We start from the raw sequence: 17,679 nt of genomic DNA on the forward strand, positions 1-17,679 counted from the left end.
CCCGACCTGGGAGCGCTCCAGGGACGCTAACGCACGGCTTTGGAAACGCGCAATGTTTTCCGCTCAGAAGCCTTCCGGATTCACAATTATGAACAACCGGAATAGCACCGCGGTCCGGTCCTCGGCCTACTTGGCCTGGGCGATCCTGCCGTCGATCGCGGCGATCCGGGCTCCCTGCCCGGTGACGATCTCCTGGGCGAGGGTCTTGGTCGGCGCGTGCTGCCCCGTCGCCAACGCCGTCTTCGCCATCTCGACGCCGCTGCGCAGGTGCTTGGCCATCGTGACCAGCCATTGCCGGTCGAAGTCCGCCCCGGAGGCGTTCTCCAGCAAGGAGATCTCGGCCGCCGAGAGCATTCCGTGCATGCTGTGGCCCGCCGTGCCGGCGGCGGGGACGTCGACGTTCCAGGACTGGAGCCAGCCGGACATCAGCTCGATCTCCTCGGTCTCCGCCGTGGTGATCTCGGTCGCCGTGGTCTTCACGAACTCCCCGGTGCTGCGCTGACTGGCCAGCTTGGCGAGCTGGATCGACTGTTGGTGGTGCGGGATCATCTGCTGGGAGAAACGGACATCCGTCTCACTGGCACCGGATCCGGTCTGTGCCACGGGCGTGGTCCCGCCGCCCGCCACGCCGCATCCCGCCAGAATCCAGACCATCAACCCGATCACTGCTGCCGCCGGCCGTCGGCGCATGGAGTCCTCCGCTGTCGGTGTCGTTCTGCCATAAGGGGCTACGGCCCCGCACCGGGAACGGTTCACCGCAATCTCGGCGGATCTCAGCGGGCGACCCTGGGTTATCGGGCGGACGGGTCGTTGAAGATGATGTGCTGTTCGGGCGGTGCGTCGCTGAGGGCCCAGAGGGCGATGCCGTCGGCGGCGACGATCACGGCGGTGGCCAGGGCGGCGACGACGAGCCGTCGGCGTCGTTCCCGGCGGCGCCACCGGCTCCGGACCTGGCGGTAGGCGTCGGGAGAGGTCGTCACGCCGGACGCCATGGAGCGCAGCGCTTCCTCGATCCGCTGTTCGCTAGTCGTCACTTTGCGCCTCCAGCACCTTGCCCAGCTTCGCCATGCCCCGCGCGGTGTGGGCCTTCACCGCGCCGGGGCTGATGCCCATCGCCTCCGCGATCTCGGCCTCCTTCAACCCCAACCAGTACCGCAGCACCAGCGCCTCGCGCTGGCGGGCGGGCAACTCCCGCAGCGCGGCCACCAGTGCCCGCTGGTCGTCGCGCACGAGCGCCTGCGACTCCGCCGAGGCCACGTCCTCGCGCACCCACTCGACGTGCTTGCGGACGACCACCAGGTGGCGGACCCGCATGCGCACCAGGTTCACGATGACCGCACGCAAGTAGGGTAGCGCCGCGTCCGGCGACCGCAGCCGCTTCCAACCGCGGTGCAGCTCACAGAACGCGTCGCCGACCACGTCCTCGGCATCGGACTCCGCGCCCAGCAGCGCGGCCAGCCGGACCAGGTCGAGGTGGTGCCGGTGGAACAGGTCGGCCAGCGCCGCCTCCCGGTCGGCGTCACGGGCCGCGAGTGTCTCGACGGTGTCCGGCTGGTCGTCAGTCACCGGCCCGGTCCCGTGACGACAGCGTCAGCGCGGCGCTCACCGCGAACGCGACGGCCAGGTTGATCGCCAGGGCGACCACCGCCGCGTACACCTGGACACCGCCGATGACGACCACGGCGGAGAACCCGCCGGCGGTCACCAGCAGGGTGCCCGCGAGCATCCCGGCGGCCCAGCCGGCGAGCAGGCCGGGCGAGGTCAACCGGCGCAGCGGCCCGAGCGCCACGGCCGGGAACGTCTGCAACACCCACACCCCGCCCAGCAGTTGGAGGTTGATCGTGTCCTGGGCCGCCAGCACCAGGACGAACCCGAGCGCGCCGAGCTTGACCAACAGTGACACGAACCGCGCGATCGCGGTTTGCTGCTTGGGCGTGGAGTTCGGGTTGACGTACTCGACGTAGACGTTGCGGGTGAACAGCATCGCGGCGGCCACCGACATCATCGACGCCGGCACCAGGGCGCCGATGGCCAGGGCGCCGAACACCAGCCCGGCCGCCCAGCCGGGCATCAGCCCCTCGATCAGCATCGGCACCGCCAGCTCCGCCTGCCCTCCCGGTGCGAGCACGCCACGTGCGTGAGCGGCTACACCGAGTAGCGCGAACAGGCCCAGCAGCGCCGTCCAGCCGAGCAGCGCCACGGAGTTGCGGCGCAGCACCTGCCCGTCACGCGCGGCGAACGCCCCGGTCAGCACGTGCGGGTACATCAGCAGCGCCAACGCCGACCCCACCGCCAGCGTCACGTACACAGTGGACAGACCCGGGTCGAGGTGGGTGGTCACCACGCCGCCGTCCACCCCGGCCGACACCAGGTCCGGCGGACCCGTCGCACGCCGTTCGGCCTGGGCGAAGATATCGGCCGGGTCGCCGAGCAGCACCACGATCACCACGATCGCGGCGAACACCAGCACGCCCTTGAGGAACGCGATCACCGCCGCCGCGCGGATGCCGTTGCGGTAGGTCGCCACGGCCAGCACCGCGAACACCAGGCCGAGGATCGCGTCACCGACCACGCCCGCCGGGTAGACGCCGAGCACCGTCAGCACCGTCCGGATGCCCAACAGCTGCAACGCGACGTAGGGCATCGTCACCAGGATGCCGGTGAGCGCGACCGCGAGGGCCAGACCGGGCGAGTCGTACCGCACGCGCACGACGTCGGCGATCGTCACCGCGCCCGTGTCCCGCGCCTCCCGCCACAGCTTGGGCAGCAGCCAGAACGCCAGCGGGTAGACGATCACCGTGTACGGCAATGCGAAGAACCCGAGCGCGCCCTCGGCGTAGACGACGCCCGGAACCGCGACGAACGTGTAGGCGGTGTAGATCGTGCCGCCGAGCAGGAACCACGTGGTCACCGTGCCGAAGCGGCGGCCGGCCAGCGCCCAGTCCCCCGGTGTCGGCAGCACGTCGGCCCGGTGGAACCAGCGCGCCGTGACCGCCGCGGCGGAGGTCAGCACGAGAACGGCGGCGAACGCCAGCAGCGCGGGCAGATCGAGTCCGGTCACGGGCGAAGTCCTCCTCGGGCCGCCGCACAGGGCACCGCACGGCACTGCACGGGCCACCGGCGGAAACATACGCGACACAAATTTCCGGGTGTGTGTAAACCGAACAGGTGACCTGCGCAACTCATAGGCAGACGAAGCCCAAGATCGGCTGAAGCAGGAGGTGCGACGGTGCACCAGGACCCAACCGTGCCACGCGAGGTAACCGAACCGATACGGCCTTCACCGGTGACGGTCGCCCTGTTGGTGCTGCCCGCGCTCGCCGCGGTCGCCGTGCCGCTGTACGCACGGGTGACGCCACGGCTGGCGGGCGTGCCGTTCTTCTACTGGTACCAGTTCGGATGCCTGCTGCTCACGGCCCTGTGCCTGGCCGTTGCGCTGCGCCTGCGGAAGCCGGGGACGACGTGACGTTCCGCCTGGACGACTTGGCGCGCACCGCGCTCCGTCCCGACGAGGTAGTGGTGGTCGACTGGCACGTGACGGGTCTGTGCTGCGCCGATTCCGGGGAGTTCTCGGTGCGGGCGCTGCGCCGCAGCCGTCTCCCCCGCCGCTTCCGACCCGTCGACGCGTTGCCGCACAACGTCGTCTACGCGCATCCCACGGCGTGGGCGCACCTGGCCAAGCGCGACGTGGCGGTGAGTTGCCGACGTGTGGGTCCGTTGCGGTGGTTCACCACGGACCTGCCGCCCGACGCCGGCCTGCGGGCGTGCCTGGGCAGGTTGCCACCGGTGAACGCCTAACCACTTCCCCGCTCTCCCCCTGACCGACCGTGCGCCCCTTGCGCGGCCGGGCGGGTTTCCGCGTGCCTTTTTCCGCTCTGACAAGGAGATCCATGAACGCAACACGGTTGCGGTCGGTCCTGGTGTGGACCGCCGTCGCGGGCGTCGGCGCCGTCGCCTGGGCAGTGCTGGCGCTGTCCAGGGGGGAGACCGTCTCCGCCATCTGGCTCGTCGCCGCCGCACTCGGCTCCTACGCCATCGCGTACCGCTTCTACGCGAGGTTCATCGCCAAGCGCGTGCTCCAGGTCGACGACACCCGCGCCACGCCCGCGGAACGGCTCGACGACGGCGCCGACTTCCAGCCCACCGACCGCCGTGTCCTGTTCGGACACCACTTCGCCGCCATCGCGGGCGCCGGACCGTTGGTCGGGCCGGTGCTCGCCGCGCAGATGGGGTACCTGCCGGGCACCATCTGGATCATCGTCGGGGTGATCTTCGCGGGCGCCGTGCAGGACATGGTCACGTTGTTCTTCTCGATGCGGCGGGACGGGAAGAGCCTCGGCCAGATGGCCCGCGACGAGATCGGGCCGATCGGCGGCGCGGCGGCGTTGATCGGCGTCTTCGCGATCATGATCATCCTGCTCGCGGTGCTGGCGCTGGTCGTGGTGAACGCGCTGGCGAAGTCGCCGTGGGGCACGTTCTCGATCGCGATGACCATCCCCATCGCGTTGTTCATGGGCTTCTACATGCGGGTGATCCGGCCCGGCCGGGTCGTGGAGACCAGCGTGATCGGTGTCGTGCTGCTGCTGGCCGCCATCGTCGCGGGCGGTTGGGTGCAGACGTCGAGCTGGGCGGACACGTTCACCCTCGAACCGAAGACGCTGGTGCTGTGGCTGGTGGGCTACGGGTTCCTCGCGTCCGTGCTCCCGGTGTGGATGCTGCTCGCGCCGCGCGACTACCTGTCGACGTTCATGAAGATCGGCACGATCGTGCTGCTCGCGGTGGGTGTCCTGGTCACCGCGCCGGTGCTGCGCAACGAGGCGTTCACCGACTTCGCGTTCAACGGCAACGGCCCGGTGTTCGCGGGCTCGCTGTTCCCGTTCGTGTTCATCACCATCGCGTGCGGCGCCCTGTCCGGGTTCCACTCGCTGGTCGCGTCCGGCACCACGCCGAAGCTGATCCAGAAGGAGTCCCAGGTCCGGCTCATCGGCTACGGCGCGATGCTGGCGGAGTCGTTCGTGGCGGTGATGGCGCTGATCGCGGCGAGCCTGCTGGACCCGGGCATCTACTTCGCGATGAACGCCCCCGCCGGCGTGGTCGGCACCACGGTGGAGTCGGCGTCCGCGGCGGTCGGCCAACTCGGGTTCGCCATCACCCCGCAGGAGTTGCAGGCCGCCGCGGCGGCCGTGCAGGAGTCCACGCTGGTGGCACGCACCGGCGGCGCGCCGACGTTCGCCGTGGGCATGTCGGAGATCTTCTCCGACATGCTCGGCGGTGACGCGATGAAGGCGTTCTGGTACCACTTCGCGATCATGTTCGAGGCGCTGTTCATCCTGACCACGGTGGACGCCGGTACCCGCGTCGGGCGGTTCATGCTCCAGGACGCCCTGGGCAACGTGTGGAAGCCGTTCGCCAGGGTGTCGTGGCGGCCGGGTCTGTGGATCACCAGCGCGGCGGTGGTGCTGGCCTGGGGTTACTTCCTCTACGCGGGCGTGAGCGACCCGTTGGGCGGTATCAACCAGCTGTTCCCGTTGTTCGGCATCGCCAACCAGCTCCTCGCGGCCATCGCGCTCACCGTGTGCACGACCCTGCTCATCAAGAGCGGGAAGGTCCGCTGGGCGTGGGTCACCGCCGTCCCGCTGGCCTGGGACGTGGCCGTGACGCTGACCGCGAGTTGGCAGAAGGTGTTCAGCAGCGACCCGAAGCTCGGGTTCTTCGCCCAACGCGACCGGTACGCCGACGCGCTGGAGCAGGGCAAACTCCTGGCGCCCGCGAAAACCCCGGAGCAGATGCAGGCCGTGATCACCAATTCGACGGTGGACGGTGTGCTGGCGGCGGCGTTCGCGCTGCTGGTGATCATCGTGATCCTCGACGCGATCCGGGTGTGGCACAAGGTGTTGCGTGACGGCACGAGGCACTCCACCGAGTCGCCCTACGTGCCGTCGGATCTCTCGCTGTCACGTTCGTAGACGGCCCCGCGCGGCGCGCCCGGTGAGGGGGTCACCGGGCGCGCCGCGCGGGGAGGAAGTGGAGGAAGTGGAGGAAATCGGCTCGATCCGACGACGAGCGTCTGGCAGTCTGCGCGGAACGCGACGACGTGTCGCGCACGCGCGACTGCACGGTGTGAGCGTCGCGCTCGGTTCGTCGGCAGCGGAAGTGTGCGTTCGCGACATGATCCCCACCGGTAGTGTTGACGACGATCAGGGCGCCGTCGCCTTTCTCGCGCCGTTTTCTCTTGGGGGATTTTCGCATGACTTCCGCAGGTGTGTCCGACGCCGTGACGTCGCCGCCGGCGCTCAGCCGCGGCGATCGCGCCGTGATCGGTGTGCTGCTCGTGGCCACGTTCGTGGTCATCCTGAACGAAACAATCATGGGCGTCGCGCTTCCGGTTCTGCTGACGGAACTGGACGTGACGGCGGCCGTGGGCCAATGGCTCACGGCGGGCTTCCTGCTGACCATGTCGGTGGTCATCCCGGTCACCGGCTACCTGATCCAACGGGTGCCGACGCGGGTGCTGTTCGGCGTGGCGATGAGCCTGTTCAGCGCGGGCACGCTGCTCGCGGCGTTGGCGCCGGGCTTCGCGGTGCTGCTCATGGCGCGCGTCGTGCAGGCGACCGGTACCGCGATCATGGTCCCGCTGCTGATGACGACCGTGATGACGCTCGTGCCGGCGGCCCGACGTGGCGCGTTGATGGGCAACATCTCCATCGTCATCTCCGTCGCGCCGGCCATCGGTCCGACGGTGTCGGGTGTGGTGCTGGACCTGTTCGGTTGGCGCGGCATGTTCTGGGTGGTGCTGCCGATCTCGTTGACCACGCTGGTCCTGGGCCTGCGCCGGGTGACGAGCGTCGGCGAGTCGAGCAGTGCGCCGATCGACGTGGTGTCGGTGCTGTTGTCGGTGGTCGGGTTCGGCGGGCTGGTCTACGGCCTGTCGAGCATCGGGCACACGGGCGGCGGGGCCTCCCTCACGCTGTGGATGTGGCTCGCGGTGGGTGTTCTGGGCATCACGGCGTTCGTGCTGCGCCAGCTGTCGCTGCAACGTCGCGAACGCGCCCTGCTGGACCTGCGGACGTTCAAGTTCCGCACGTTCACGGTGAGCAGCACGCTGATGATGATCATGATGGGCCTGCTGCTGGGTGTCGCCACGATCCTGCCGATCTACATGCAGAACGTCCTCGCGCTCAACCCGCTCACCACGGGTCTGCTGCTCCTGCCCGGCGGCCTGCTGATGGGCCTGCTGTCGCCGTTCGTGGGCCGGCTCTACGACCGGGTGGGCCCGCGCGTCCTGCTCATCGTCGGCACCGTCGCCACCAGCGGGTCCCTCTGGTTCGCCACCGGTTTCGACGCCTCGACGCCCGCCCCGCTGGTCCTGGTGTTCCACCTGGTGCTGAGCCTGGGCCTGGCGTTCTCGTTCACGCCGCTGTTCTCCGCCGGTCTGGGCGCCCTGCCGGCCCGGCTCTACGCCCACGGCAGTGCCATCTTCAGCACGACCCAGCAGCTGGCCGCCGCGGCCGGTGTGGCACTGCTGGTGAGCGTGATGAGCGCGCGTGCCGCGGCACTGGCCACGTCCGGTCAGGCCGAGGCGAGTGCCGAGATGGGCGGGATGCACACGGCGTTCCTGCTCTCCGCGATCCTCTCGCTGGCGACGGTGGCCGGTTCCTTCCTGATCAACAGCGGTAAGGCCGAAACCCCGGCGTAAGGGAACGAGACAGCCCGATAAGGCCGCCCACCACGGACCGCCGTGGTGGGCGGCGTCGTCATGCCGGGGGCCTGAGCGGGGTGCGCGAGCGGCGTCACAGACCGGATCGGTCGGTTTACCGACCGAATCGGTCGGTACGTCGTGTACGGTCATGGCATGGCACGACGGTTCCGGCAGCAGGTCGACGACGAGATCCTCGACCGCGCGGCCGCGCTCTTCGCCCAGCACGGGTTCGCCCAGACGTCGCTGAAATCCCTGGCCGACGCCGCCGGGCTGTCCAAGGCGGGTCTGCTGCACCACTACCCCAGCAAGGAAGCCCTCTTCGAGGCCGCTCAGGAAGCGGGCCGTGAACGGGGCAGGTTGTTGCTCGACCAGCTGAACGACCTGCCGCCCGGTCAGGAACGGGATCGGCGGGCGTTGGAGCTGCTGACCGACCTCGCGCTGGACCGGCCGGGGTGGGTGGCGCTGGCGTTCCGCTCGTTCACCGCGGCCGATGCCGACGACACGACCGATGAGCAGTTCCTCTTCGTCTCGGAGATGTTCGCCGTCGACCCCACCGGCTCCGAACCGGAACGGCTCGTGCGCGTCGCCGGCGCGCTGAGCGCGATGGCCGTGCTGAGCCTGGCCGCCAATCGCAAGGGCGAGAAGACCACCTGGCGGCCGCACATCATCGCAACCTGTTTCGACGCGCTCGGCCATCGCAGGCCCGACGCCTCTTCGTCACGTTCCCACCAGGTGGAGGCCTGATCCCCATGGCACTGCTGTTGCGCAGACTCGGTTTGGCCGCCTACCGGCGCCGACTGCTGGTCGTCCTGTTGTGGCTGGTCGTTCTGGTCGGCTCGGGCGTCGGCGCCCTGACGCTGTCCGGGACCACCACGAACAACTTCTCGATCCCCGGTCAGGAGTCCAGCACCGCGCTGGAGAAGATCCAGGCGGAGTTCGGCGCGGGCGGTGCGTCCGCCCGCGTGGTGGTGCAGGCCCCCGAGGGGCAGACGCTGACCACGCCGGAGAACGCCCAGGCCATCGGGAAACTGGTGGCTGATCTGGACGCCCTGCCCGGTGTGTCCTCGGCGAGCAACCCGCTGGACCCGGCCGCGCCGACGATCAACGCCGAGCAGAACACGGCCTACAGCAGGGTGACCTACGACGCCCCGGTCGGCGGGGTGACCCCCGAGGAGCAGACCGCGCTGCTCGACGCCGTCGACGACTTCCGGGCGACCGGGTTGACCGTCGAGGTGACGGGTGAGGCCACCCAGGTGCCCCCGCACGTCGGCGGCGTGGCCGAGGTGATCGGTGTCGTCATCGCCCTGCTGATCCTCGCGCTGACCTACGGGTCGCTGGTCACGGCCGGGATGAACCTGTTGACCGCGGCCTCCGGCGTGGGCATCGGCGTACTCGGCATCACCATCGCCACCGGCTTCATGGACCTCCAGTCCACGACCACGGCGTTGGCGGGCATGTTGGGCCTGGCCGTCGGCATCGACTACGCCTTGTTCATCATCAACCGCTACCGGCAGGAACTGCGGCGCGGCGCGGACGTCCCGACCGCCATCGGCATCGCCGTGGGCACCGCCGGGTCGGCCGTGGTCACCGCGGGCATCACCGTGATCATCGCCCTGGTGGGGCTGATCGTGGTCGGCATCCCGTTCCTCACGCAGATGGGTGTGGCCGCGGCCGCGACCATCGTGGTCGCCATGCTCGTCGCCGTCACCCTGGTCCCGGCGGTGCTCGGTTTGCTCGGCCGCCGCGTCCTGCCCCGCAAGCAGCGCACCGCCTCGGCTGATGCAGTCGACACGGCGGAGACCAAGGAGCGCGGCTTCTACGCGGGCTGGATCGGCGTGATCACCCGGCACCGGGTGGCGTCGCTGCTGCTGGCGATCGTGGCCTTGGGCGTGGTCGCGGTGCCGTTCGCCTCCATGCAGACCACCCTGGTGCAGACCCCCGCCGCGGACAGCACCCAGGAGCGGGCCGACCAGCTGCTCACCGACGGCTTCGGCCCCGGCTTCAACGGGCCGCTGATCGTCCTGTTCGAAGGTGACAACGCCGTCCAGGCCGGCACCGACGCCGCAGGGCCGATCACCGCGCTCGGCGACGTCGCCGTGGTCACCCCCGCCATCCCCAACGCCGACGGCACCGCGGCCATGGTCACCGTCATCCCGAGGTCCGGTCCCACCAGTGAAGCCACCGAGCAGCTGGTCATCAGCCTGCGCGGCTACCTCGCCGGTGTCGACGGCGTCACCGCGTCCGTCACCGGGGCCACCGCCGTCAGCGTCGACGTGGCCGTCGCCCTCGACGAGGCGCTGCCGATCTACCTGGTGCTGGTGGTGGGTCTGGCGCTGATCCTGCTCGTGCTGGTCTTCCGGTCACTGCTGGTGCCGTTGGTCGGCGTGCTCGGCTTCCTGCTGACCGTCGGGGCGTCGCTCGGCGCGACCGTCGCGGTGTTCCAGTGGGGCTGGCTGGCCGACGCGGTCAACTTGGACACCACCGGACCGCTGATCAGCCTCACCCCGATCCTGGTGATCGGCATCCTGTTCGGCCTGGCCATGGACTACCAGATCTTCCTGGTCTCCCGCATGCACGAAGCCCACCACCGCGGCGCCGCACCACGCGACGCCATCGTGACCGGCTTCCGCCAGGCCGCCCCGGTCGTCGTCGCCGCGGCGCTGATCATGTTCTTCGTGTTCGCCGGGTTCGTCCCGGCGGGTGAGCTGGCGCTGAAGTCGATCGCCTTCGCCCTGGCCATCGGCATCCTCGCGGACGCCTTCGTGGTCCGGATGATCCTGGTCCCGGCGGCGTTGGCCCTGCTCGGCGAACGCGCCTGGTGGCTGCCGAAGTGGCTGCGGTGGCTGCCCACCCTCGACGTCGAAGGCGCCGCCCTCGCCAAGGAGGAGACGAAGGCCGACACCGAGGCCGAGGAGCACACCCTGGTCGACAGCACTCGATAGCCGATCCTCCACTGGGACGGCCGCGACGGGGCACGATCCGGTCGCGGCCGTCCTACTGCGATCATGGGCTCTTCCTGCACTCACCGCGTGCCTGCGGTCCACTGTGGGTACTCGACCGCGACAGCCGCGGACCGACTCGGAGGTAAACCTGCGATGAGTGCGCGTTTCCAGGAACTCGACTGGCGCCAGACGCCACTGGGCGAGCTCGTCCTGCGGCGTCGCTGGGACCCGGTCTTCGACCGCGAGGTCCACGAGATCAAGCTCAACGACGAGTTCCTGATGTCGAGCCTGTTCACCGTGTCCGAGGTGGAGATGGCGCACCTGGCGCTGGCCGACCTGCCCGCGCCACTGGACGTGGTCGTGGGCGGCCTGGGCCTCGGCTACACCGCGCGGACCGTGCTGGAGAACCCGAACGTGCGGTCCGTGCTCGTCATCGACGCGCTCGGCGAGGTCATCGACTGGCACCGCCAGGGGCTGCTGCCCGGTGGTCTGGCGTTGGCCGCCGACCCGCGCTGCCGACTGGTCCACGGCGACTTCTTCGCGCTCTCCCGCTCGGCCGACGGGCTCGACCCGGAGGAGCCGGGCCGGCGGTTCCACGCGATCATCGTCGACATCGACCACTCGCCACGCCACCTGCTGCACCCGGACAACGCCGACTTCTACCAAGCCGAAGGCCTCCGCCGGCTGGCCGACCGCCTGCACCCCGGTGGCGTGTTCGCCCTGTGGTCCAACGAGCCACCGGACGACGACTACACCGCGTCGCTGGGCGATCACTTCGCTCAGGCCAGTGCCGAAGTCGTCCGCTTCCACAACGCGTTGCAGGACCGTGACGCCACCAGCACCGTCTACCTGGCGAGGACGTCCGGCTGACCGATCCGGCGAGGCCCCCGGCGACGAAGTCACCGGTCGTTTACCGCTATAAGCGGGTATTTCGATCGACATCCGCGCTACCGTCAGCGGGTCGGCCGGGCGGAGCAGTGGGGGCGCTATGAGCGACGAAGGCCGTGGCGGTGACAGTCCCAACCAGGCGTTGGTCGGGCAGCCCTACGCGTTCCTACCGCCTGGCGCGGTCCACGACAGCGTGCGCTTCTACCAGGTCGCGCGTAACCGGACGACCGACAAGATGGCGATCGCCGTGCTGGTGCTCGGTGTGTGCGGGTTCCTGGGGATCACCATCGCGGTGGCGATCGTCCTCGGCATCCTCGTGCTGACCCGCGTCAACGAGCGGAGCGCGGGCCGCACCACCGGCCGGTCGGACCAACCGTGGTCGGCCTCGCCGGCCGGCCTCGCCCAGCCCCAACCGTTCCAGCCCTATCCGACCCAGGCCCAGCCGTTCCAGTCCTATCCGGCCCAGCCTTATCCGGCGGCCCAGCCTTATGCGGGTATCCCGCCCGAAGCGCAACCGGTCTTCGCCACGCCGAACCTCACCCCGCCCGCCGGCCAGGCGCAGGTCCCGTGGCCGGCTCCCCCGGCCAACGTGCTTGCGTCCTCACGGGTGTTCGGCAAGGGGAAGGTCCTCTTCTTCGCGATCTTCGGGATCGTCGCCGCGCTGCTCTGGTCCGGCGCGTGGACGGTCCTGATCGTCAACGCGCCGGACCGGACCCAGTCGGCTTCCTCCGCCGTGTGCATGGACGTCCCGGCCGGGCACGCCAACATCTGCACGGTGAAGCCGGGTGACTGCTTCATCCGCCCCTCGTTCGAGCGCGATATCGAAGCCTTCCGGCTCACCTCGTGCACCGCGGAGCACGACGCTCAGGCCATCGGCGTGTTCATCGAGCAGGCCGGTCGGTGGCCGGGGCCCGACGGGTTCGTCGCCGCCGCCGAGACGGAGTGCCTGAACATCGGGTCGCGGAACGTGGACGAGGCGTTGGTCGACGAGACCACCCAACTGGGTTTCCTGGCACCGGACGTGAACAGCTGGAACGCCGGCTTCCGCAACGTCACCTGCATCGTCTACACCAACGACGCGTCGTGGAGCACTTCCGTGCTGGTCCCCGACGCCGACCTCCGAATCCCCACCCGCTGACCGGGGTCAGCGCAGGAGCAGGCGGAGGACGCCTTCGGCTTTCTCGATGTTCGGTTCCTGGCCGGTGATGAGGTTGAGGTACGTGTACGACTCGATGATCCGCACGATGACGTACGCGACCTCGTTCAGGTCCGCGGGCAGCGACATCCGGCCCGCGTCGGTCTCCTCCTGGAGGATCTGCCGGAACGCCTCGATCAGCCGGGGCTGGAAGCCGGTGTCGTGCCTGGTCATCAGGCGCATCGCCAGTTCACCCTCGGTGGCGATCCAGTGCTTCATCCCAGCGTTGTCCAGGACGCGTTCCAGGAACCCCACGGCGATCCGGACCACCCGTTCCGACCCCGTCTCCCGGACCTCCCGGTTCAGCTCGCCGATCGTGAACTCGGTCAGCGACCACGTCACCTCGACCAGCAGTTGGTCGCGCGAGCCGACCCACCGGTAGAGGGTGACGCGGCTGATCTCCAACTGCTCGGCCAGCACGCTCATGTCGATGCGCTGTTGGCGCAGGAAGTTGCGCTTGGCCTGGCGGAGGGCGTCCACGGGCGTGGGTCGGGTGCGCTTCTTCAGCGCGGCGAGGTCCTGCTGCAACTTCGTCGGACCGCGGGCGTCCGACCCGCCCACAGGAGACATGGCTGTCATGGTCGCACAGCCCGGCCCGTTGGCTGTCGGGTGATCTTGTCCGCGCGGGCGGCGGACAGGGTGAGTACCAGCGCCACGACCACCGCGAGCACGGCCACCAGCACACCGGCGCGGTAGGCGTGGGCCAGTGCCTCCGACTGCGGCTCACCGTAGGAGGCGGAGGCGGAGGTGACGGCGAACGTGCTGCCGACGGCGGCGACGCCGAGCGCGCCGGCCAGCTCACGGGCAGCGGTGATCGCACCCGAGGCCACGCCGGCGAACCGGTCCGCCACCGAGTCCAGCACCGCCGTGGTCAACGGGGTGGTGAGCGCCGAGCCGAACCCGGCCAACGCCAGGCAGGCCAGCAGTCCCCCGGCGTGCGCGCGGTCCGCGAGCCAGACGATCGCGAACAACGCCACCGCGACCAGAGCCAGCCCGAGGCCTGAGACGTGCCACGGGCCGATCCGCCGCACCAACGGCGCCACGACCGGCGTCCCCACCACCACGGCCAGCGCGATGGGCACGAAGAACAGGCCGCTGCCCGCCGGGGTGAGCCCGAGGACCCGTTCCAGGTACGGCGGGCTGACGAACAGCAGCCCGGTGATCGCGACGCTCCACAACCCCTGGGCCAGGGCACCGACCACGAACACCCGCCGCCCGATCACCGCACGCGGCAGCAACGGGTGCGCGGTCCGCCGTTCGTGCAGGACGAACACCAGCGACGCCGCCACCGCCACCACGACCAGCACGGGCGGACCCGTGTCGAGCAGCAGGGCCATGAAGGCGAACATCGCCACCGACAGGGCCGTGGTTCCGACCACGGTCAGCCGCGTCCTCGTGCCCGGCCCGCCCGGCCCGCCCAGTCCGCCCGGTCGCAGCGTCACGGCCGCCAGCACGAGCGTGACCAGGCAGCACGGCACCGCACCCAGGAAGATCCACCGCCAGTGCGCGAACTCGGACAACGCACCGCCCAACGCCGGCCCGATCGCCAACGCGGCGGCCAACGCGGCCGTCCACACCGCGATCCCGACCGGACGGTGCCGCGGGTGCAGGTCGGTGCGCAGCAACGCGAGTCCGGTCGGCACCAGCAGGGCCGCCGCGGCGCCCTGACCCGCCCGCCACAACGCCAACGCCACACCCGACCCGGCGGTGCCGCACCCCAGTGAGGTGACGGCGAACGCGGCCAACCCGACCAGCAGCACCCGCCGCGAGCCGAACCGGTCCCCGAGCGCGCCCGCCGTGATCAACAGGCCCGCGAACACGAGCATGTAGCTGACCACGATCCACTGCAGGCCGGTCGTGGACAGGCCCAGGTCCGCGCCGATCGTCGGCAGCGCCACCATCAGGATGCTGTTGTCCAGTGCGGTGACGAACCCGGCGAACCCGGCGACGAGCACCGTCGGCAAAGGTCGCCGCACCGCCGGGTCCGCTCCGTCAGGTCCCACCGCACCGGGTCCCACCGCACCGGGTTCCACGTCAGCCCGGCACGCCGAGCGCGGTCATCAACTGCGGCCAGGAGCGGCGCAGTTCGCGCTGCCAGTACGGCCAGGTGTGGGTGCCGTCGCCGTAGGCGTTGACGGTGATCGGGATGTTCAGCAAGCGCATCCGGAGGACGAAGTCGGGCGAGGTGTTGCCGACGATCCGTTCGTTGGCGTCGTAGTCGAACCCGGGGTCGAGCGGCCCGGTGAACCCGTTGCCGTAGGACATGTACAACGACGTCCCGCGCAGTCCGGAGGCCAGTTCCTTCGGGTTGTTGGCCCGCCAGACGCTCGCCTGGAAATCGTCGTCGCCCCACAGCGCGTCCGCGGACATGCCTTCGCGCAGCACGGTCGCCCCCACGTACTGCGGCACACCCACGAACTGGGTGGACAGGATGCCGCTGTACGAGGCCGCCGCCTTGAAGTAGCCCGGTCGCTTCGCCGCGTACTTGAAGGCGCCCGTGCCGCCGGCGGACAGACCGGCGATGGCCCGGCTGGTGCCGGCGCGGTAGCCGCGTTCGAGCAGCTGCACCAGTTCGGTCATGTGGAAGGTCTCCCACCCGGGCGTGCCGCCGCGTCCGCCGTTCCACCAGTCCGAGTACCAGCCGGCCCGGCCGCCGTCGGGCATGGCGATCAGCACGTCGCTGGACGCGCTCAGCTGCTCGACGTCGGTCTCCCTGGTCCACGAGGTGTAGTCGTCGCCGCAACCCTGGAGCAGGAACAGCACCGGCCAGGTGCGGGTCGCGGTGGGTGACCAGCCGGGTGGCGTGAGCAGCCGCACGGGGACGTTGCCGCCGATGGCGGGTGAGTTGATGGTGAGGTCGTAGGTGCGGTCGTCGAGGCGGGTCTGCTTCACCACGGTCGCGCCGTTGTCGGCCACGACCGCGACGGCGGGCGGCGCGGGCACGACGATCGACACCACCAACGCGGCGACCACGGCAAGGGGTGATCTGAGGGACATGACGTGCTCCTGACGGGTCCGAGGCCGGGTCACGCGGTCACGGCGAAGCGGCCTTCGAGGTACTGCTCACGGCACAGGGAGCGGGACAGCTTGCCGCTCGACGTGCGCGGCACCGTGCCCGGTTCGGCCAGCACGACGTCGTGCACGCGCAGGTCGTGGTGGGTGGACACGGCCGCCCGGACCAGGGCGCCGAGCCGGGTGAGGTCGATGTCCTCGCGGGGTGTGCGGGGGCTGCGTTCCGCGACGACGACCAGCCTTTCCTGGTCGTTCCGGTCGACGGCGAAGGCGGCGATGTGGCCGTCGCGCAGGGCGCGGTCGACCGACTCCACGGTGGCCTCGATGTCCTGCGGGTAGTGGTTGCGGCCGTCCACGATGATGGTGTCCTTGATCCGGCTGACCACGTAGAACTGGCCCTCGTGCCGCACGCCCAGGTCTCCGGTGCGCAGCCAGCCGTCGCGCGGCAGCCCGGCCGGCTGGTCGGTGACGGTGGTGCCGAACACGCCGAGGTCCCGTTCGCCGGACCAGTAGCCGGGCGAGACGTTGGGGCCGGTCACCCGGATCTCGCCGACCCGTCCGTCGGGCAGCGGCTCGTCCGAGTCCGGGTCCACGATCAGCACGTGCTGGTCGACGGGTGACCCGCAGCCGACCAGCGCGGTGCTCGGTTGCCCGGCGACCGGCGCGATGGCGTGGCCGGCGGCGAGCGCGGCGCGGTCGAAGGACGTGGTCACCGGCGCGCCACCGGCGGCGGTGACGTAGACGGTGGCCTCGGCCAGGCCGTAGGACGGGCGCTGGACGTCCGCGCCCAGGCCGTGCGGCGCAAAGGCCTCCTGGAACCGGGCCACGGTGCCGGCGCGCACCGGTTCGCTGCCGTTGGCCAACGTGAGCACACCGGTCAGGTCCAAAGTGGACCGCTTGGCCTCGGGCACGCGGCGCACGCACAGGTCGTAGGCGAAGTTCGGCGCCGCGCTGATCACCGCCGACCGGCCGCTCATCGCTTCGAGCCAGCGGATCGGGCTGTAGAGGAAGGCGAGCGGGTCCATGAACACCGTTTCCGACCCGAACACCAGTGGCGAACCCATGCCCAGGACCAGGCCCATGTCGTGGAACAGGGGCAGCCAGCTGACCGGGCTGACCTCGTCCACCACGCCGTAGGCGCGCAGGGCCTGACTTGCGTTGATCATGAGGTTCCGGTGGGTCACGACGACACCGGCGGGTTGCCGGGTGGAGCCCGAGGTGTACTGGAGGTAGGCGGGCTGATCGGCCTGCGTCGCGGCGATGGTTGCGGTCGGCGGGGCCGCCTCCAGGTCCTCGACCGCCAGCACGTCGAACGGCCCGGCCAGCTCGTTCCGGGTGGCCGGGAGCAGGGCCGTCGTGGTGAGCACGGCTCTCGGCGTGCAGTCGCCGAGCACGCCGACGACCCGGTCGCGGTGCCCGGCGCCGTCGACCGGGAAGAGCGGCACCGCGAGCACTCCGGCGTAGAGGCAGCCGAAGAACGCCGTCACGTAGTGGAGTCCTTGCGGCAGCAGCAGAACGGCGCGGTCACCGGGTTCGGCACGGGCGCGCAGACCGGCGGCGATGGCCCGGGCCCGAGTGTCCACTTCGGACCAGGTGAGCGTGGTGGCGCGACCGCGGTTGTCCTCCGCGTAGTCCACGAAGGTGAAGGCGGGCTGGTCGGGCTTCTCCCGCGCCCAGCGCAGGACGGCCGCGGTGACCGTGCCCCGCCCGACTTCGGACACCGGTACCCAGCCGGGCGACATCGTGACAGTCATCCGAACCTCCTCGTCGAGGTGAGAAGCGGACTGCTCGGAACGTGACGCGCAGCTAGGCCACGTCACATCGCATAACGGAACAGAACGTCCACGTGTAACAACGCGAGGACGCTACTCATGCATCGGAGAGTGTGTCAATCGGCGCTTTAAGTAACCGATACAGTGCCAATACACGTCCGAACGGCCTAT

General features: G+C 70.2%; 16 protein-coding genes. 8 read left to right on the plus strand and 8 right to left on the minus strand.

All coding sequences use genetic code 11. The features are described 5' to 3' along the window. Positions 1 to 126 precede the first annotated feature (126 nt). From ALI22I_RS42350 to ALI22I_RS42365, 4 genes are all read right to left on the minus strand, one after another. Positions 127 to 690: a DUF305 domain-containing protein gene (locus tag ALI22I_RS42350; protein WP_077011262.1), complete on the minus strand. Its 564-nt coding sequence runs from the start codon at positions 688 to 690 to the stop codon at positions 127 to 129. Between the two features lie 101 nt (positions 691 to 791). Continuing rightward, positions 792 to 1,034, minus strand: a complete 243-nt coding sequence (locus tag ALI22I_RS42355; protein WP_077011263.1) for a hypothetical protein — start codon at positions 1,032 to 1,034, stop codon at positions 792 to 794. Continuing rightward, positions 1,024 to 1,566, minus strand: a complete 543-nt coding sequence (locus ALI22I_RS42360) for an RNA polymerase sigma factor (RefSeq protein WP_077011264.1) — start codon at positions 1,564 to 1,566, stop codon at positions 1,024 to 1,026. Before ALI22I_RS42360 ends, ALI22I_RS42355 begins: the two co-directional genes overlap by 11 nt. Beyond that, entirely contained in the window at positions 1,559 to 3,061 is a 1,503-nt protein-coding gene (locus tag ALI22I_RS42365) for a sodium:solute symporter family protein (protein ID WP_077011265.1), read from the minus strand. The genes ALI22I_RS42360 and ALI22I_RS42365 overlap by 8 nt, the downstream gene beginning before the upstream one ends. A 225-nt stretch (positions 3,062 to 3,286) precedes the next feature. Between ALI22I_RS42365 and ALI22I_RS42370 the strand changes: the two genes are divergently transcribed. From ALI22I_RS42370 to ALI22I_RS42405, 8 genes are all read left to right on the plus strand, one after another. Further along, complete coding sequence (locus tag ALI22I_RS42370) at positions 3,287 to 3,466, plus strand: DUF3311 domain-containing protein (RefSeq protein ID WP_202971181.1); 180 nt, start codon at positions 3,287 to 3,289, stop codon at positions 3,464 to 3,466. Beyond that, on the plus strand, positions 3,463 to 3,798 hold the full coding sequence (locus tag ALI22I_RS42375) for a hypothetical protein (protein WP_077011266.1): 336 nt from the start codon (positions 3,463 to 3,465) through the stop codon (positions 3,796 to 3,798). The genes ALI22I_RS42370 and ALI22I_RS42375 overlap by 4 nt, the downstream gene beginning before the upstream one ends. A 92-nt stretch (positions 3,799 to 3,890) precedes the next feature. Next, positions 3,891 to 5,966, plus strand: coding sequence for a carbon starvation CstA family protein (locus ALI22I_RS42380; RefSeq protein WP_077011267.1), 2,076 nt, complete (start codon positions 3,891 to 3,893; stop codon positions 5,964 to 5,966). Positions 5,967 to 6,247: 281 nt separating this feature from the next. Then, on the plus strand, positions 6,248 to 7,696 hold the full coding sequence (locus ALI22I_RS42385) for a DHA2 family efflux MFS transporter permease subunit (protein ID WP_077011268.1): 1,449 nt from the start codon (positions 6,248 to 6,250) through the stop codon (positions 7,694 to 7,696). A gap of 156 nt (positions 7,697 to 7,852) precedes the next feature. Continuing rightward, the gene (locus ALI22I_RS42390) at positions 7,853 to 8,443 is read left to right on the plus strand and encodes a TetR/AcrR family transcriptional regulator (protein ID WP_077011269.1); all 591 of its coding nucleotides are present in this window, start codon (positions 7,853 to 7,855) and stop codon (positions 8,441 to 8,443) included. Positions 8,444 to 8,448: 5 nt separating this feature from the next. Next, a complete protein-coding gene (locus ALI22I_RS42395; RefSeq protein ID WP_077011270.1) occupies positions 8,449 to 10,641 on the plus strand; it encodes an MMPL family transporter in 2,193 nt (730 codons plus the stop codon). A gap of 153 nt (positions 10,642 to 10,794) precedes the next feature. Beyond that, entirely contained in the window at positions 10,795 to 11,511 is a 717-nt protein-coding gene (locus tag ALI22I_RS42400) for a spermidine synthase (RefSeq protein ID WP_077011271.1), read from the plus strand. Positions 11,512 to 11,629: 118 nt separating this feature from the next. Beyond that, positions 11,630 to 12,667, plus strand: coding sequence for a septum formation family protein (locus tag ALI22I_RS42405; protein ID WP_077011272.1), 1,038 nt, complete (start codon positions 11,630 to 11,632; stop codon positions 12,665 to 12,667). A gap of 6 nt (positions 12,668 to 12,673) precedes the next feature. Here the strand turns inward: ALI22I_RS42405 and ALI22I_RS42410 are convergent, their stop codons facing one another. Genes ALI22I_RS42410 through ALI22I_RS42425 form a run of 4 tightly spaced genes read right to left on the minus strand, consistent with a single transcriptional unit; the run spans position 12,674 to position 17,490 of the window. Continuing rightward, on the minus strand, positions 12,674 to 13,294 hold the full coding sequence (locus ALI22I_RS42410; protein ID WP_143532724.1) for a QsdR family transcriptional regulator: 621 nt from the start codon (positions 13,292 to 13,294) through the stop codon (positions 12,674 to 12,676). 5 nt (positions 13,295 to 13,299) lie between these two features. Continuing rightward, positions 13,300 to 14,700 (minus strand): MFS transporter, encoded by a 1,401-nt coding sequence (locus tag ALI22I_RS42415; RefSeq protein ID WP_077011998.1) that lies wholly within the window; start codon positions 14,698 to 14,700, stop codon positions 13,300 to 13,302. 58 nt (positions 14,701 to 14,758) lie between these two features. Beyond that, positions 14,759 to 15,721, minus strand: coding sequence for an alpha/beta hydrolase (locus ALI22I_RS42420; protein ID WP_077011273.1), 963 nt, complete (start codon positions 15,719 to 15,721; stop codon positions 14,759 to 14,761). Between the two features lie 29 nt (positions 15,722 to 15,750). Beyond that, positions 15,751 to 17,490 (minus strand): fatty acyl-AMP ligase, encoded by a 1,740-nt coding sequence (locus ALI22I_RS42425; protein ID WP_238598841.1) that lies wholly within the window; start codon positions 17,488 to 17,490, stop codon positions 15,751 to 15,753. Between the last annotated feature and the right edge of the window lie 189 nt (positions 17,491 to 17,679).

Source organism: Saccharothrix sp. ALI-22-I (genome assembly GCF_001984175.1).
Taxonomy (GTDB): domain Bacteria; phylum Actinomycetota; class Actinomycetes; order Mycobacteriales; family Pseudonocardiaceae; genus Actinosynnema.

Coding starts and splice junctions, on each gene's coding strand:
- ALI22I_RS42350 (WP_077011262.1), bottom strand. CDS start 690: ATGCGCCGACGGCCGGCGGCAGCAGTGATCGGGTTGATGGTCTGGATT.
- ALI22I_RS42380 (WP_077011267.1), top strand. CDS start 3,891: ATGAACGCAACACGGTTGCGGTCGGTCCTGGTGTGGACCGCCGTCGCG.
- ALI22I_RS42385 (WP_077011268.1), top strand. CDS start 6,248: ATGACTTCCGCAGGTGTGTCCGACGCCGTGACGTCGCCGCCGGCGCTC.
- ALI22I_RS42390 (WP_077011269.1), top strand. CDS start 7,853: ATGGCACGACGGTTCCGGCAGCAGGTCGACGACGAGATCCTCGACCGC.
- ALI22I_RS42395 (WP_077011270.1), top strand. CDS start 8,449: ATGGCACTGCTGTTGCGCAGACTCGGTTTGGCCGCCTACCGGCGCCGA.
- ALI22I_RS42400 (WP_077011271.1), top strand. CDS start 10,795: ATGAGTGCGCGTTTCCAGGAACTCGACTGGCGCCAGACGCCACTGGGC.
- ALI22I_RS42405 (WP_077011272.1), top strand. CDS start 11,630: ATGAGCGACGAAGGCCGTGGCGGTGACAGTCCCAACCAGGCGTTGGTC.
- ALI22I_RS42410 (WP_143532724.1), bottom strand. CDS start 13,294: ATGTCTCCTGTGGGCGGGTCGGACGCCCGCGGTCCGACGAAGTTGCAG.
- ALI22I_RS42420 (WP_077011273.1), bottom strand. CDS start 15,721: ATGTCCCTCAGATCACCCCTTGCCGTGGTCGCCGCGTTGGTGGTGTCG.
- ALI22I_RS42425 (WP_238598841.1), bottom strand. CDS start 17,490: ATGACTGTCACGATGTCGCCCGGCTGGGTACCGGTGTCCGAAGTCGGG.